Raw genomic sequence first — 16,028 nt, 5'->3', positions numbered from 1 at the left:
TTTATGATCTCTAGACGTAAGTTTCTTAAATCCTCTGCCGCCGCTTCCATTGTTGGCGGGATACCATGGTATGGCCACTCCCTTGAAAGTTTGGCTGAAGGGAATTCTTTGGAGGAGAAAATTACAGAATCTGTAAAACACGCCATAACATCACCGGTAACGATAGAGGAGGTTCAGCTTTATAGTTTTGAGTCACTTTTGGTTTTAAAGGTTTCCGATACGTCTGGTTTAACGGGGGTTACGATCTGCAATGCCCGTATGCAAAATTTGGTATCACTTTTAAAGAATATGGTAGTACCTTTCTTTGTTGGGAAGGATGCAAGGGAGGTGGCTTATTTGGTAAATGAAATTCTTCGCGTAAAAAGTAATTATAAATATACAGGAATGCCTTTTTGGAACTGTGTGGGCAGTTTGGAAATAGCTATCTGGGATTTATTGGGAAACCTAGGTAAAGTTTCTGTAAGTCACTTTCTTGGCCATCCCATGCGGACGCAAGTCCCCATTTACCTCTCCAGCCTTACCCGCAGTAATTCTGCTGAGGAAGAGACACGGAATATAGTCAAATATCAGGAACTTACCGGGGCCAGTGCCGTTAAATTGAAAGTTGGGGGACGGCTTAAAAATACGCCAAGGGATAAGGAGCGTACCCAAAAATTCATCCCTATGGTGCGTAGAACCATGGGCGATGATTTTATAATCTATGCGGATGCCAATGGGTCGTATTCGGTAGACGAGGCAAAAGAGATCATTCGGTTTTTGGAGGATTACGGTGTAGAGATTTTGGAAGAACCTTGTTATTGGCAGGATTACAAATCCAATGCTGCGGTAAAAAAAGAATTGACCACAATGAAATTGGCCGGAGGGGAACAGGATTCCAGTTATCATCAATTTAAGGCCATATGTGAAGATAACGTTTATGACATCCTACAGCCGGATGTGTATTACAATGGGGGAATCGTAAGAGCCCTGAAGATTGCGCATATGGCAAACACGCTTAAAAAAGGTTTTGCACCCCATTCCCCTAAAGCTGATCCGCTTTTCGCCCCATTTTCCCAATTGGCAACTGTTGCACCGGTATTGACGGGGTTTCAAGAATACCCCTTAAAAGGCTCTGAAAAACAGAAGTCATGGTTTGGCCCTAAAATCATTCCAGATAAGGGTGTACTTCCCTTGCTTAAAGGTAATGGAATGGGTATCCATTATGATAGAGGGATATGGGCAAAGGCCCAAAAGATATAAGAAAAAAATCCTTGCCGAAAGGCAAGGATTTTTTTAAAAAGTATAAAAGAGCAATATGGCAATGGATACGGTAAAGCAGAGCAATACAAAAACTACGATTGGTTGCTTCCTTATCGTTCTTTTGAACTCTTGTTGGTTATTAAAATTGATTTTCCCCAAAATCGATTTATATATGGTCTAATCAAAGGCAAAACCTGTATAGACCCTAAAGACAAATGCATAAAGGACCACTACCAATAACATAAAACTGAACCAGGCAAATGCCTTGAAATAGTTTCTTACCAAGTAATTTCCAAAACTTTTAAATGCTTCGAGATAAATCTCCCGTAATAGTAAAAATGTTTTCATAGTTAAAGATTTGTGATTCGCTACAAAGTTGTTTCATACGTTACGATTTCATGGACTTTATCGATGAAATGCATCATAAAATTTGTTCAATGGCAAAAGCAAGACCTTTGGTCGGGAAATTTGGAAATTAATCTAGGGAACCGATAAAAACGCCCTTTCGGTCAATTACACAATTTTAGGGTTCTTTTGAAGTTTTAGCCAATATTTAGAAGGAATAGACAAAATGGGGAACCCAATTTCAAAAGTTATTTTCAACATTGTTTAAAACATTTCAAAGCTTTAAATATCATTGAGTACGTGCTTTGGATCCCAAGTGTATTTTGCTAAATGTATTGAAACTGCAAAGCGCACCTTTTTGAACGATTCCACTAAAATCAATGAAGCATTGTTCATAGGAAATTAGATTTCTCTCCATTTCTTGGGGCTATCTGGTATGCAAGAGGGTTTCTCTAGGCGGTTCAACAAATAAATGCTCTTTTCGTCCTTGTTTTAGTCATCCATGTCCCATTTTCAATAATTTAAACAGGCTATGGAAAAGCTAATGATGTCGATTTTATCCTTCAAACTAGAAATCGACGAAAATATCGAAGAACTATATAGGGACGATGAGTTTTACAATCTCGTACTTATATGGGGAATTATCCTTTTTGTAATAGCAATGATACTTTTAAGGGGTATATACTTGGCAATTAAGAAAAATGAATAAAAAGGACAAATCACCACTTCCAGGCATTGCTCATTCGTGGTATTCCAGGGTCATAGATCTCCCTGCTTCTATAGAATTGTATTTGGTAACATTTCCATTGGAATCATATTCAAAAGAATAATTCAATGTCTCACCACCATCGATAAGATTTAGGCAATTGTTCTTTGAAAAATAAATGTTCTGAAAAATATTCAAGTTATAGGTCCAATAGAACAAACTCTTGGTTGCCAGCCCGCTTGTATCCCATTCGGTAAACACATATCGCCTTTCCGTCTGTACACTACCGTCAGCACGATACCATAACTGGTCCCAATTGGTAAGATTGCCATTTTCGTTATGGACATAGATCTTTTCCAATGTCTTTGAACCATCCGATCTAAAAAATGTAGAGGTCTTGATCAGATTGTCCGAAAATGTGTACTCGAATGTTAGGTCCTGAAGTATTGCCCCGCCATCCTCAAACACCTTATATGAACCACTGGCGTTGATAGCGTTAAATCTTGTGAATATCGTCTCTATGTTCACAATACCGTTTATCGGGTAATATATTCTTTGTAGGACCCTGGACAATACACCGTCATTGTACTCCAGGTAAGTTGAATCGCGCGAGGTTTCACTATTTATTTTGGTTATCAGAATGAGTTCGTCCCTATCATTGTAGAAATAATTGTTCTGACCCAAACCTGGGGCCGTGGTCTGTTTCAAAAGTTTGGCATTGAACCCGTCTGCATTGTCCATATCGTCAGGTTCCCCATTATCATCCGTACAGGAGATAATCAATCCTAAAAAGATTAGCAACGCGATTTTTGTTGTCCTGATCATTTCTGTTTTATCAGTTTTGATTTAAAAGTGGGTAACCATTGGGGCTAAAATATAGTCGTAAAATCATAGGTCAAACTTACTTCTTGTTCCACTTTTATATCATTATCAAATAATCCAAATTTTAACCATTTCAGGTATTGCTATCCTTCCAGCCATGCCCGAGGGGAAGTTATGGATCAATAATTAATTCTTACATGGACGCACAAAAAAACGCCTTGCTTGTACAAGACGTTTTCTGTAGCCACCATTGGAGTGGTTAGTGGTACCTCCAGGAATCGAACCAGGGACACACGGATTTTCAGTCCGTTGCTCTACCAACTGAGCTAAGGTACCAGTATTTCAATTTAAATGACCATAGGTACTACCATAGGGCTTGCCTAACTTTGCCAGCTTTTTGCTACGGCAAAGGCGGGTGCAAATATAATTTCAAATTTAGGAACTACAAATAAAATAGGGAAAAAAGGGATTTGTTTTTTCCATTTTCAGATCTTTGTATTATGAACCTAATCGTAGATGTAGGCAATACCCTTACAAAGCTCGCGGTTTTTAACGGGGAGGCCCTTGTTTTTCATCAAAACGCCAAACCTGAAGATGTTGCAAGGCAAATAAAGGAGGTTTGTGACCGGTATCCGGATATGACAAATGCCATAATCTCCAACGTGGGAAAGTTGGATAAGACCATTATGGCGGTCCTAAGCATTTTTTGTGAAGTACATGAATTAAGTCCATCCTCTAAAAAGCCTTTTAAGAACTCCTATGCTACGCCCCAGACCCTGGGGGCCGATCGGGTGGCTTTGGCCACCGCCGCATTCTACCATAACCACAACGGAAATACCTTGGTAATCGATGCAGGCACTTGTGTAACCTATGATATGGTGAACGACTACGGTGAATATTTGGGCGGGGCCATTTCACCGGGATTGAGCATGCGATACAAGGCGGTTCATGAACAAACCTCCAATCTACCTTTATTGCAACCTTTTGAGCCCTTGGACTTCATCGGAAATTCTACTGAGACCAGTATACATAGTGGTATAGTGAACGGAATTTGTGTAGAAATAGATGGGGTCATCGATCAATATCGCCGACGTTTTGAAGATTTAACAGTTATTTTAACAGGCGGTGACGCCCAATTTTTGTCTAAACGACTAAAAAATACCATATTTGCGGATTCCAATTTTCTCCTAAAAGGGCTTAACCATTTGTTGGAATACAACAAGCATTAGATGATCAAAAAAATTGTATTTGCAATGGTATGCATTGCCACTGCAGGTTTGCATGCACAGAATGGAACCGCTTCTCCCTATTCTTATTTCGGTATCGGCGACCTTAGATCGGCAAGTACTGTAGAAAACCAGATGATGGGCGGTATTGGTGTATATGCGGATAGTATCCATATAAATCTGCAAAATCCTGCTGGCTATAGCAAATTAGGACTTACCTTAAATGATAGAAGGGGTCTTACCACTTATACGGCGGGGATATCGCGCAAAGAGCTAACGCTTAAAAGCTTTACCGAGGAACAGAGTACCTCCATATCCAACTTGGATTATCTTGCCCTAGGCTTTGGACTGGGAAAAGGACTTGGGATAGGATTTGGAATAAGGCCCTACTCATCCGTGGGTTACAATTTAGTTTCGGAATCGAATAATTCAGATGCAGCTTTGGTCACTAATCAGTTTAGGGGAGAAGGCGGTTTGAACAAGGTCTATTTATCCGTAGGGTATGAATTGACAAAAAATTTGAGCATAGGAGCTACGGCAAGCTTTAATTTTGGTGAGGTGGAAAATGAACGGATCCAAAGCGTGGAAGATGTTCAATTTGGAACCTTGGATCGGAGAACATCCAGAATAAACGGGATGGATTTCAACTATGCCTTGTATTACACGCCAAAAATCAAGGACAAATACACACTTTTTGCATCGGCCCGGGTAAACACCCAAGCCAATTTAACCGCAAAAAACAATCAGGAAATAGGCTCTTTTTCTTTGATTACAGGACAGGACATTGAAGTACTTGATGTAAACTTGGATGCCCAAGGTCTTAGAAATACGGATTTGAAAATCCCCACGACCACTACCCTTGGAATCGGTTTTGGCGAAAACATGAAATGGTTTCTGGGAGGCGAATATGGGTTTCAGAGCCTTAGCTCTTTTACCAACGATTTTTTGGATGTTGCAAACCTGGAATATCAAGATGCAAGCTTCTTCGCTTTTGGAGGCTATTTTATTCCGGATTATGATTCTTTTCAAGGCTATTTAAAGAGGATTACGTATAGGGCCGGTATTCGATATGAAAAGACCGGTATGGTGGTCAACGATACCGAGATTAATAATTTTGGCATAACTTTTGGATTAGGACTACCTCTTGGACGTAGTTTCTCGAACCTAAATCTAGGTTTTGAACTTGGAAGAAGAGGAACAACCTCGGCCAATTTGATAGAAGAAAGTTATTTTAAAATCAATGTGGGACTGTCCTTAAACGATTTATGGTTCCAAAAAAGGAAAATAAATTGATAAAAATTTAGTACATTACCCCCGTTAAACAAAGAATCAAGATGAAAACGAAAATTTACTTCACAGTGCTAATGCTAGCAGGGTATATGGGGGTAAGTAATGCTCAGGCCCAGAATCAGGAATGTATGACCAATCTTTCTATATATGTAGAACATGCAAAGGTCAAGAATTATGATGCTGCCTATACACCTTGGAAAATGGTCTATGATAATTGCCCCGATGTTAATTGGGCCAACTTTGCTTATGGAGAGCGAATACTCAAGGATAAGGTGAAAAAGTCCTCAGGAGCGGAAAAAGATGGGTACATTACAGACCTTTTAACGCTGTATGACAATAGCTTAAAGTATTTTCCAAAGAAAGCCAAAAAGGCGGAAGTTGTAATTGACAAGGTGTTGTTGAAATATGATAACAAAATGATTTCGGATCAGGAAATATATGATCAATTGCATCAGGCATTTGAAGAGGATAGGGATAATTTTAGAAATCCAAAAGCTTTGTATTTAGATTTTTCCAGCCTTGTGGATCTTCACAATGACGGGAAGGCCGATTTACAGCAGGTTTTTGATGAATATGATGATATTACTGAAAAAATACAGGAGGAGAATAAAAAATTGACCGATATTATTTCAAAATTATTGCCTAAAGATTCCTTGGGTACCCTTACATCAAAGGAAAAAAAACGACTTAAAGTGGCCACTACAAACTCTACATCTTTTGGAAAAATAGCCGGAAGTATAGATACAAAATTGGGAGCATTGGCCGATTGTAAAAACTTGATACCCTTGTACGAAAAGAGCTTTGACTCAAAAAAGGGTGATGTAAATTGGGTAAAACGTGCAGTGGGAAGGATGTTCAACAAGGAATGTACGGATGACCCCATGTTTCAAAAGCTTTTCGAGGCCCAGTTGGCTCTTGACCCATCAGCGGATGCCTATGTCTACGGCGGAACCTTAAAGAAAAAGGCAGGGGATACCAAAGGTGCCATTGCCGATTTTAACAAAGCCTTGGAATTGGAAACGGATCCTTATAAAAAGTCCAATATTGCTTATAAGATTGCTACAAGCTATAGAAAGACCAGCAAGTCCACGGCAAGAAATTATGCGCAAAAGGCAATCAATGCGAATCCGGCCAACGGAAAAGCCTATTTGCTGATTGCAAACCTTTATGCAACCAGTGCCAACAATTGCGGAAGTACCCCATTTGAAAAGCGTGCCATCTATTGGAAGGCGGCTGACATGTCCCGTAAGGCAGGTAGGGTGGACCCCTCTCTTAGTGGAAGGGCAAGTAAGTCCGCGGCCAGTTATTCCGCAAAGGCCCCAACAAAAACAGATATCTTTCAGGCAGGTATGGCCGGAAAAAAGGTTTCCTTCAGTTGTTGGGTAGGCGGTAGCGTCACGGTGCCCAACTTGTAGAATGGCAAGTTCCATAAAGAATATATTTATTAACATTGCCGTGGTTCTTTCCGCGGCAATGCTTTTTTTTGCCTGTACGGATAACTACAAAAGGGTTGGAGAGGAGGCCGGGAAAAAGATTTTTCCACAAGGTATTGCCAATAATTTTGTCTTGACGTATACGGAAACAGTGGATGAATTGGGGACTCAAGACCTAAAATCCACAAAGGTGATTGCTGTGTTGACCAGTCCGGTCAGTGAGGATTTTCAAAATCTTAGATTCCCCTATCGCACTTTCCCCAATGGACTTGTACTGGATGTTTATGATAAAGATTCGCAAAAAAGTGTGGTGAAGGCAGACTATGGAATTATGTATTCCTTGACCAATTTAATAGATTTACAAGGGAATGTGGTTATAGAAACCCATGATGGGAAGCGACTGGAGGCACCTCAGTTGTATTATGACCAAAATAACGAGTGGATTTTTACCCAAGGCGAATTTACCTATACCAATCCCGAAGATGGCACTGTTATGGACGGCGAAGGCATGGATTTTAATAGGAACCTTAGTTTTTTCAAAGCCCACAAGACTTACGGACTAATGATGATAAAAGAAGAGTTAAAATGATCAAAATACTGAGGTATACGGAGTATTTGTATGTGGCTGTAGCGCTTTTTTCTATTTATAGGATTTATACGGATTGGAACATGGATAGGCAAAATGCCTACTTGTTTGTCTTTTTCGCAATCGTGTCCATTGGCATGTTCTTTTTCCGTAGGAATTATCGGAAAAAGTTTGAGAGACGGAATCGCGATAATCAAAATTAACTTTGGAGACTGCAATCGTTATTATTTCGCTTTCCTTGGTATTTTCCGCTTTTTTTTCCGGAATGGAGATAGCCTTTGTTTCTGCCAATAAGATTCATATCGAGATAGAAAAAAAGCAGGAAGGCCTCTTGGCAAAAATACTTACCCGACTTACTAAAAAGCCTTCCAAGTTTATTGCTACAATGCTAATTGGCAATAATATTGCCTTGGTGGTATATGGACTCTACATGGGAGAGCTCCTTATGAACTGGTTTTTAAAAATACTGCCCTCGTCCAACGCTCTGGTCCATGCCATGCTTACGGATTTCAGTTTGTTTACCCAGACTGTAATTTCTACCCTTATTATATTGATTACCGCTGAATTTCTGCCTAAAGTGCTTTTTCAGATCTACGCCAACACACTGCTAAAATTTTTGGCGCTACCGGCCTATATGTTTTATGTTCTGTTTTCTATACTTTCCGAATTTGTAATGAAGGTTTCCGACTTTATCCTAAAGACCTTTTTTAGGACGGATGGTGATGAGGTACAATTGGCCTTTAGCAAAATAGAACTGGGAGACTATATTACCGAACAAATGGAAACCGTGGAGGAAGAGGATATTATTGATTCCGAAATACAGATTTTTCAAAATGCATTGGAATTTTCTGAAGTTAAGGCTCGGGAGGTAATGGTACCCAGAACTGAGATTATGGCCGTTGAGCTACATGAGACCCCTAAAAATCTAGCCAAACTTTTTACGGAGACCGGCTATTCCAAAATCTTGGTCTACAAGGATACCATAGACAATATCATCGGCTATGTACATTCCTATGAACTCTTTAAGAAACCTAAGACCATTAAGAGTATCCTTTTGCCTGTGGAATTTGTTCCGGAAACCATGCTCATACATGATATTTTGAACGTACTTACCAAGAAACGGAAAAGTATGGCGGTCGTTTTGGACGAATATGGAGGAACCTCGGGGATAATGACTGTAGAGGACATTGTGGAGGAGCTTTTTGGCGAAATAGAAGATGAACACGATTCCACCGATTTACACGAGGAGCAAATTGAGGATACGATTTATAAGTTTTCTGCACGGCTGGAAGTGGATTACATCAACGAAAACTACAAATTGGAGCTTCCGGAAACCGATGAATATGAGACCCTGGGGGGACTTATTATGAACAACACCGGGGAAATTCCCGAACAGGACTCCCAAATAAAAATTGAAAACTTTTTATTCACCATTTTGGAGGTATCCAGCACTAAAATAGACTTGGTTATCCTAGAGATTCTAGAGAACGACTAAATGGGGATTAAATAACAGGCTTTTAGTATTTTGCCCTTGGAAATGTTAACCCGATTAACATTCTAAAATTTGAACAGATAAAAAGAAAACACTAATTTCGCGCACTGGATTTTAAACATTCCGTACCATGGCAATTTTGGAGAATATAAGAAAACGTACCACCGTTTTAATTTTGATCATAGGACTCGCTCTTTTTGCATTTGTAATTTCAGGTGTGTTTACCAGTGGCGACCTTGGGGGAGGAAAAGTGGGTTCCGCAGTTGGTGAGATCAATGGTGAGGAGATATCTCGGGATGCATTTACACAACAATTGGAAACTGCTACAAGAAATGCCCCACCGGCCTCATCTACCTTACAAAATGTAAACCGGGTATGGGATCGTATTGTAAAGAATACCATTCTAGAGCAGCAATTTGAGGATTTGGGTGTGGGAATCGAACAAGATCAAATTTTTGATTTTATTAGAACTACCGGATACGCCCAAAATCCGGAATTCCAAAATGAGAACGGAGTTTTTGACCCAAATAGTTTTAGGCAAACCGTGGCGGATTGGAAGGTGAACAATCCATTGCAGTATGATGGCTGGTTACAGACGGAACAGGCCATTATTCAGATGGCCAAGGAGCAGACCTACTATAATTTGGTAAAGGCCGGCATAGGTGCCACTTTAAAGGAAGGGGAGTTGGATTATAAATTGGCCAATGATAAAATTGACATCAAATATGTTAGAATACCCTATTCCTCTATTCCAGATAGCTCTCTTACCGTAACCAAAGCGGAGATTGCGGCCTATATTAATGATCATCAAGAAGAATTTAAGCAGGAAAGTACCCGGGATATCCAGTTCGTGTATTTTGAGGAGAAACCTTCATTGGATGATGAGAACACGGTAAAGGATGAGATTTCAAAATTGATAGGGGACACTGTGGAGTATTCGGAAGAAAGAGATGTAATGGACACTATCTCCGGTTTACGGAATGCCACAGATATCACCGCTTTCTTGGATCGTAATTCGGATGTAAAGTTTGATACCATTTACAAGGCCAGAAAAAACCTCCCTGCCTCATTTGCGGACAGTTTAATGGCATTGAACACAGGCGATATCTTTGGCCCATATAAGGATGGGGATTTCTACAAGGTTTCCAAAATGGTAGATCGTAAGCCGAACGGATCTGTAAAGTCAAGCCATATTTTAATCGCCTATAAGGGTGCAACAAGGGCAAATCCCGAAATAACAAGAACAAAGGAGGAGGCGGAAAAAAAGGCGAATGACCTCTTCAAGAAGGTAAAAGCAGATATTGGTAGTTTTACAGCATTCGCCAGGGACAATTCGGATGGGTCCTCCGCCCCTCAAGGAGGTGACCTTGGATATTTTGAACAGGGAAGGTTAGCAGAGGAATTTGACGCGTTTATTTTTGGTAACCCCGTTGGCGCACTAGATTTGGTAGAAACCGAATTTGGATTTCATATCATCAAGATTGATGATAAACAAGATATTGTACAGATAGCTACTTTGGCCCGTGAATTGGAGCCTTCGGATGAGACGATCAATACCCTGTTCACCGATGCAACCAAATTTGAAATGGAATCTATTGCCAATGAGGAATCTTTTTCGGACTTGGCCAAGGAAAATGACTATGTGGTCCGGCCGGTGAACCGGGTAAAGGCTATGGACGAAAACCTTCCTGGGCTTGGAGCACAGCGCGCTATCGTTCAATGGGCATTCAATGAAGATACCGAAGTGGGCGAGATTAAACGTTTTAACGTAAATAATGGCTATGCCATAGTACAGTTGACAGGAACATATAAGGAAGGCCTCATGTCCGTTGAGGATGCCTCGGCTAGCGTTTTGCCGAAAATCCGTAAGGATAGAAAGGCTACCCAGATTATTGGAGCCAATACTGGAAAATCAATGGAAGACTTGGCCAAGGACAACAACGTTACGGTATCCAATGCCTCGGCTTTGACGGTAAAGTCCCCGACAATTCCTGGTGCAGGAGCGGAACCTGTGGTAGTTGGTACTGCATATGCAATGGATCAGGATCAAACTTCGGACTTGATAAAAGGAGAGAGTGGGGTTTTCAAGATTACCGTAACCAAAAGAACCCTTGCCCCAAAGCTCGAGAACTATAGTACCTATGCCAACTCGCTTAAGTCTTCCAGTGCAGGAAAAGTAAATACGGCGGTTTACGACGCGTTAAAGGAAAAATCGGAAATAGAGGATAATCGCGCAACTTTTTATTGAGACACCGTGTTTATTCTAACTTATCCAATCCGTTGATCAAGTATGCGGACCTAGCCTTATTTTTTTAGCTTTTCTTCTATGGTTGAAGCACCATTTCTGAATATGGGATAACCGTGTCATATCCTTTTTCCTTAAAATAGGATACCGTATCTTCATTGCCTGAGGCCAAAACAAAATCACCGCCCCAAGCTCCCAGACTCTTTATGGCTCCAATAAAATCGGGGAATACTGATTTCTGTACTGGAACCAGATTTAAGGTCGTGGCCAAGAGATTTTCATGTTCGGTAATCAGGTCATTAAATTCAGATTGACTTTTGGAGGCTATTATTCTTTTTGTAATACCAGTAACCTGATGCACAAAATAGGAGGTGTTTATATCAGTTTTACGATATTGAGCAATACCTTCCCTGCTATCCTGTTTTCTGTTTTGATAGATGAAAAAAAGATGTTGTTTAAAAGGGGGATCAAAATGTACCTTTTGAACATAGGGTTTTTGATCATTGAGCTGATATAAAATGGGATGATCAAACTGGGCACAGGCAATATCATAACCACTTCCGGTAAAGGTTTTCCAAAGTAATTGATAAGGATCCACACCGGCCCATTGCGCTATATTGTTGATCAATGTGGAAGAAGAGCCTAATCCCCAATTTCTGGGAAAATCGAGTTTGGTTTCAATTTTATATCCCCGGGACCCATCCATGAACTTTGGGTTTAGGGCTTTGGCCATAGACAAAATTTTCAACAAAGTGTCCTTTAAGGATTTTTTTGCGGAAAGTTCGTATTGCATTCCCCATGATGGGATGTCCATTCCCATTTCAAACCAGGTTGCCCCTTTATCGTCCAGACTTTTCCATAGCAATTTGGGGGATTCAATTTCTTTAACGTTTAACGACTGCCCATATCGGGTAGGTATGGCAAGGCTTGTTGCTCCATCCAAAACGGCATACTCCCCGGTGAGCAAAAGTTTTCCATTGCTGTAAAACTGTTTTGCCATCATTTTCTCAACTGCTCAAGAGCTTCTTTTACTGTACTGTGGGTAACGGTACGTGTCTTAAAATAACCAGCCAAAACCTTCTTATCCTCTTCCGTTGCACCCATTTGGTTTAAAATATTCATAAGATGCATCTTCATATGACCTTGTTGTATACCCGTGGTCACTAGGGAACGCAGGGCGGCAAAATTCTGGGCAAGTCCTGCTGCGGCAACAATTTGCATCAACTCTTTTGCAGTAGGGTTCTGTAAAATTTCCAAGGACAACTTAACCAATGGATGTAAATTGGTGAGCCCACCTACGGTGCCTAATGCCAAAGGAATTTCCATCCAAAATTTAAAAACACCTTTTTCTATGGCCGCACGGGTAAGACCGGAATACTGCCCATCTTTACCGGCATAGGCATGAACGCCGGCCTCAATAGCCCTAAAATCGTTGCCCGTGGCCAGGACCACGGCGTCCACACCATTCATTATACCCTTGTTATGGGTAACCGCACGGTAAGGCTCAATTTTTGCTATCTCAACGGCTTGTACCATTTTTTCTGCAAATTCATATGGGGCTATCGATTCACCGGTTTCCAAGGCCTTAATGGGACAACTGACTTCTGCCCTAACTAAACAATCGGGAACATAATTGGATAGAATACTCATGACCACATCGATTTCCCTTTCATTTTCGGGAAACAAAGAAAAATTATGCGCCTCTACTTTGAAGACTTTGGCAAATTCTTCCAGGCAAGAATTGATAAAGTTTGCCCCCATGGCATCTAGAGTCTGGAAGGTACAATGAAGCTGGTAATAATTTTCCAATACTTTAGTCTTGTCCTTTAACTCAATTTTGGAAATACCACCACCTCGTCTTTCCATATTTTGGGTAATCGGTTTTGCTGCTGAAACGAGCTTTGGTCTTACGTACTCAAAGTACTTTTCCAAATTTTGACGGTTGCCCCTATATATAAAATGGACTTGTCCAATTTTTTCCATGCCCAAAACCTGGGCCTTAAACCCTCCTTTTTCCAACCAAAATTTTGCGGCCTTACTTGCGGCGGCAACCACCGAGCTCTCTTCAATGGCCATAGGAATGGCATATAATCTGCCGTTGATCAAAAAATTGGGGGCAATGCCAAAAGGGAGGTAATAATTGGTTATGGTGTTTTCTATAAATTCGTCATGTAGCTTCTGTATCTTGGATTCTGTATTCCAATATTGTTTTAAAACTTTTTTGGACGATTCTGGGTTTTTGGTATAATTCCTTGTTAGCCAATCTATTTTTTCTTCCTTGGTAAGTTTGGAGAATCCCTCTATTACAGTATTCATAAAGTGGTGGTTTCTTCGCCAAAGATAGGCATAATGAGGTCAAATTTTGGAGACTTGTTCGTGAAGACAATGTGTTATATTTTTCATGTAAAATTCATTTTTTAGTTAAATTATTAGTAAACTTGAAAGCTTAAATCAACATTTTCACCTTTATGAGTAGACCTTACGTTCTGTTACTTATAGTCACAGGTTTTTTGACCACCACACTAGCACAGAAGAAAACCGTTTCCGTTGAAGAGATTTATGGCGGAGAATTTAGAACAGAAGGTCTTGATGTCCTCCGTTCACTTAACAATGGAAAGGAATATACTGTTCTTAATTACGATAGGTCCAACGGTAGCAGCTCCATAGACAAATACGATTATGACACTCTGGAAAAAACAGGAACCATAATCTCATCTGCCGATTTGCCCGAAATACGAGGTTTTTCTTCCTATGAGTTTAGTTCTGATGAATCCAAGATTTTGTTAGCCACCCAAGTAGAGCCCATTTTTAGACGCTCTACTCTGGGTGTTTTTTATTTGTATGAAATTGCCACCAAAAGCCTTATCCAAATCGCTGACACAAAAATCCAAGAACCGCTTCTGTCCCCAAATGGCGGCCAGGTGGCTTATGTTGAAGAGAACAATCTCTATCTTTTTGATGTTGCCTCAGGCAAAACTTCACGGATTACAACGGATGGGGTAAGGAATAAGATTATCAATGGGGTTACGGATTGGGTCTATGAAGAGGAGTTTGCCTTTGTAAGAGCCTTCGCTTGGAATGCCAATGGGAGTAAAATTGCATTTCTCCGATTTGATGAAACCAATGTACCGGAATTTTCCATGGACGTTTACGGAGAAGGATTATATCCCTGGCCTTATGTTTTCAAATATCCCAAAGCTGGACAGGAAAATGCAAAGGTTACCTTGCATATGTTCGACGTGGCTTCCGGAGAAACCAAAAAAGTGGATTTGGGTGATGCCTATTACATTCCTAGGATGCAATGGATGAACCATCCGGATAAATTGAGCGTTCAAACATTAAACCGACATCAGAACAAATTAAAGTTGCATACCGTAAATGCAAAGGACAATTCGGTTGCCTTGCTGATGGAGGAAACAGATGATGCTTATGTGGATATAACAGATGATCTCACCTTTTTGAAAGATGACAGTTTCATCTGGACCAGCGAGCGTGATGGATATAACCATATTTACCTTTACAGGGCAAACGGGGAATTAAGTGGCCAGATTACCAAAGGGCCATGGGAAGTGACCGATTATTACGGCTATGATGAAAAGCGGGACAGAGTTTATTATCAATCGACTGAAAATGGTTCCATAAATCGGGGCGTATATAGTGTTAGAGGCAATGGAAAGGGTAAAAAATCCCTAGCTACGGAGGAAGGGACCAATGTTGCCGATTTTAATGCGGATTTCTCCAATTTCATCAATACGTATTCCAACGCCACCGTTCCGTATCGCTATACATTGCGAAATGCCTTAACAGGTAAAAAGCTAAGGGACATAAAGGACAACAAAGCTTTGTTGGATAAATTGGGCGGTTACTCCATTAGTCCCAAAGAATTTTCCACCTTGGAAATCAATGGAAATGACCTGAATATGTATATGATTAAACCATCTGATTTTGATCCAGGCAAGAAATATCCTTTGCTTATGTATCAATATAGTGGACCTGGATCACAAAACGTCTCTAATGACTGGATGGGGGCCAATGATTATTGGCATCAAATGCTGGTTTCAAAAGACTATATTGTGGCATGTATAGACGGACGGGGAACCGGTTATAAAGGCCGAGATTTTAAGAAGGTAACCTATTTAAACTTGGTAAAATACGAAACGGAAGATCAGATAGCCGCAGCTAAAAAATTAAGCGAACTGCCTTATGTAGATGAGTCACGTACCGGTATTTGGGGATGGAGCTTTGGAGGTCATATGAGCACCAATTGCCTATTAAAGGGTAACGATATTTTTGAAATGGCCATAGCCGTGGCGCCCGTCACAAGCTGGCGCTTTTATGATACCATTTATACGGAGCGGTTTATGCGGACCCCAGCTGAAAATCCAGGGGGATACGATGATAATTCTCCCTTTAATTATCCGGAACTGCTTAAAGGGGACTATTTATTAATTCATGGCTCCGGGGATGATAATGTGCATGTACAGAATAGTATGCGGATGATAGAGGCGTTGATACAGGCCAACAAGCCATTTGATTGGGCCATTTACCCGGACAAGAACCACGGTATCTATGGCGGGAATACCCGAGTGCACCTCTTTAATAAAATGACCGATTTCGTTGAGAAACATCTATAAGAACTAACTA

General features: G+C 40.6%; 13 protein-coding genes and 1 tRNA gene. 9 read left to right on the top strand and 5 right to left on the bottom strand.

What is annotated here, in order from left to right; translation table 11 throughout:
• Nucleotides 1–3: 3 nt before the first annotated feature.
• A complete protein-coding gene (locus tag ACP2AF_RS02215; protein ID WP_425234610.1) occupies nucleotides 4–1,239 on the top strand; it encodes a mandelate racemase/muconate lactonizing enzyme family protein in 1,236 nt (411 codons plus the stop codon).
• A 177-nt stretch (nucleotides 1,240–1,416) separates the two neighbouring features.
• Here ACP2AF_RS02215 and ACP2AF_RS02210 read toward each other — a convergent pair whose 3' ends face one another.
• From ACP2AF_RS02210 to ACP2AF_RS02200, 3 genes are all read right to left on the bottom strand, one after another.
• Nucleotides 1,417–1,587, bottom strand: coding sequence for a DUF6747 family protein (locus ACP2AF_RS02210; protein ID WP_425234609.1), 171 nt, complete (start codon nucleotides 1,585–1,587; stop codon nucleotides 1,417–1,419).
• 736 nt (nucleotides 1,588–2,323) lie between these two features.
• Nucleotides 2,324–3,115 carry a hypothetical protein gene (locus tag ACP2AF_RS02205; RefSeq protein WP_425234608.1) on the bottom strand — a complete coding sequence of 264 codons (792 nt, stop codon included), beginning with the start codon at nucleotides 3,113–3,115 and terminating at the stop codon, nucleotides 2,324–2,326.
• Between the two features lie 260 nt (nucleotides 3,116–3,375).
• Nucleotides 3,376–3,448 (bottom strand) — tRNA-Phe (locus ACP2AF_RS02200).
• Between the two features lie 164 nt (nucleotides 3,449–3,612).
• On the opposite strand from ACP2AF_RS02200, the gene ACP2AF_RS02195 reads away from it, so the two are divergent.
• From ACP2AF_RS02195 to ACP2AF_RS02165, 7 genes are all read left to right on the top strand, one after another.
• Nucleotides 3,613–4,341, top strand: a complete 729-nt coding sequence (locus ACP2AF_RS02195; RefSeq protein WP_425234607.1) for a type III pantothenate kinase — start codon at nucleotides 3,613–3,615, stop codon at nucleotides 4,339–4,341.
• The gene (locus ACP2AF_RS02190) at nucleotides 4,342–5,631 is read left to right on the top strand and encodes a hypothetical protein (protein WP_425234606.1); all 1,290 of its coding nucleotides are present in this window, start codon (nucleotides 4,342–4,344) and stop codon (nucleotides 5,629–5,631) included. It begins immediately after the preceding gene.
• 41 nt (nucleotides 5,632–5,672) lie between these two features.
• Nucleotides 5,673–7,043 carry a tetratricopeptide repeat protein gene (locus ACP2AF_RS02185; RefSeq protein WP_425234605.1) on the top strand — a complete coding sequence of 457 codons (1,371 nt, stop codon included), beginning with the start codon at nucleotides 5,673–5,675 and terminating at the stop codon, nucleotides 7,041–7,043.
• A gap of 1 nt (nucleotide 7,044) precedes the next feature.
• On the top strand, nucleotides 7,045–7,650 hold the full coding sequence (gene lptC, locus ACP2AF_RS02180) for an LPS export ABC transporter periplasmic protein LptC (protein ID WP_425234604.1): 606 nt from the start codon (nucleotides 7,045–7,047) through the stop codon (nucleotides 7,648–7,650).
• A complete protein-coding gene (locus tag ACP2AF_RS02175) occupies nucleotides 7,647–7,850 on the top strand; it encodes a hypothetical protein (protein ID WP_425234603.1) in 204 nt (67 codons plus the stop codon). Before lptC ends, ACP2AF_RS02175 begins: the two co-directional genes overlap by 4 nt.
• Nucleotides 7,851–7,912: 62 nt before the next feature.
• Complete coding sequence (locus ACP2AF_RS02170) at nucleotides 7,913–9,142, top strand: hemolysin family protein (RefSeq protein ID WP_425238000.1); 1,230 nt, start codon at nucleotides 7,913–7,915, stop codon at nucleotides 9,140–9,142.
• 127 nt (nucleotides 9,143–9,269) lie between these two features.
• A complete protein-coding gene (locus ACP2AF_RS02165) occupies nucleotides 9,270–11,387 on the top strand; it encodes a peptidylprolyl isomerase (RefSeq protein WP_425234602.1) in 2,118 nt (705 codons plus the stop codon).
• Nucleotides 11,388–11,463: 76 nt separating this feature from the next.
• Here the strand turns inward: ACP2AF_RS02165 and ACP2AF_RS02160 are convergent, their stop codons facing one another.
• Together ACP2AF_RS02160 and ACP2AF_RS02155 are read right to left on the bottom strand one after the other, a co-directional pair.
• A complete protein-coding gene (locus ACP2AF_RS02160) occupies nucleotides 11,464–12,387 on the bottom strand; it encodes a GYDIA family GHMP kinase (RefSeq protein ID WP_425234601.1) in 924 nt (307 codons plus the stop codon).
• A complete protein-coding gene (locus ACP2AF_RS02155; protein WP_425234600.1) occupies nucleotides 12,384–13,700 on the bottom strand; it encodes a hydroxymethylglutaryl-CoA reductase, degradative in 1,317 nt (438 codons plus the stop codon). Before ACP2AF_RS02155 ends, ACP2AF_RS02160 begins: the two co-directional genes overlap by 4 nt.
• 152 nt (nucleotides 13,701–13,852) lie before the next feature.
• On the opposite strand from ACP2AF_RS02155, the gene ACP2AF_RS02150 reads away from it, so the two are divergent.
• Complete coding sequence (locus tag ACP2AF_RS02150) at nucleotides 13,853–16,018, top strand: S9 family peptidase (protein ID WP_425234599.1); 2,166 nt, start codon at nucleotides 13,853–13,855, stop codon at nucleotides 16,016–16,018.
• The last annotated feature ends 10 nt before the right edge of the window (nucleotides 16,019–16,028 follow it).

It is taken from the genome of Ulvibacterium sp., assembly GCF_965248315.1.
In the GTDB taxonomy this organism is placed as follows: Bacteria; Bacteroidota; Bacteroidia; order Flavobacteriales; family Flavobacteriaceae; genus Ulvibacterium.
Note: the sequence above shows the minus strand (reverse complement) of the source record. Positions and strands in the feature narration are given on the sequence as shown.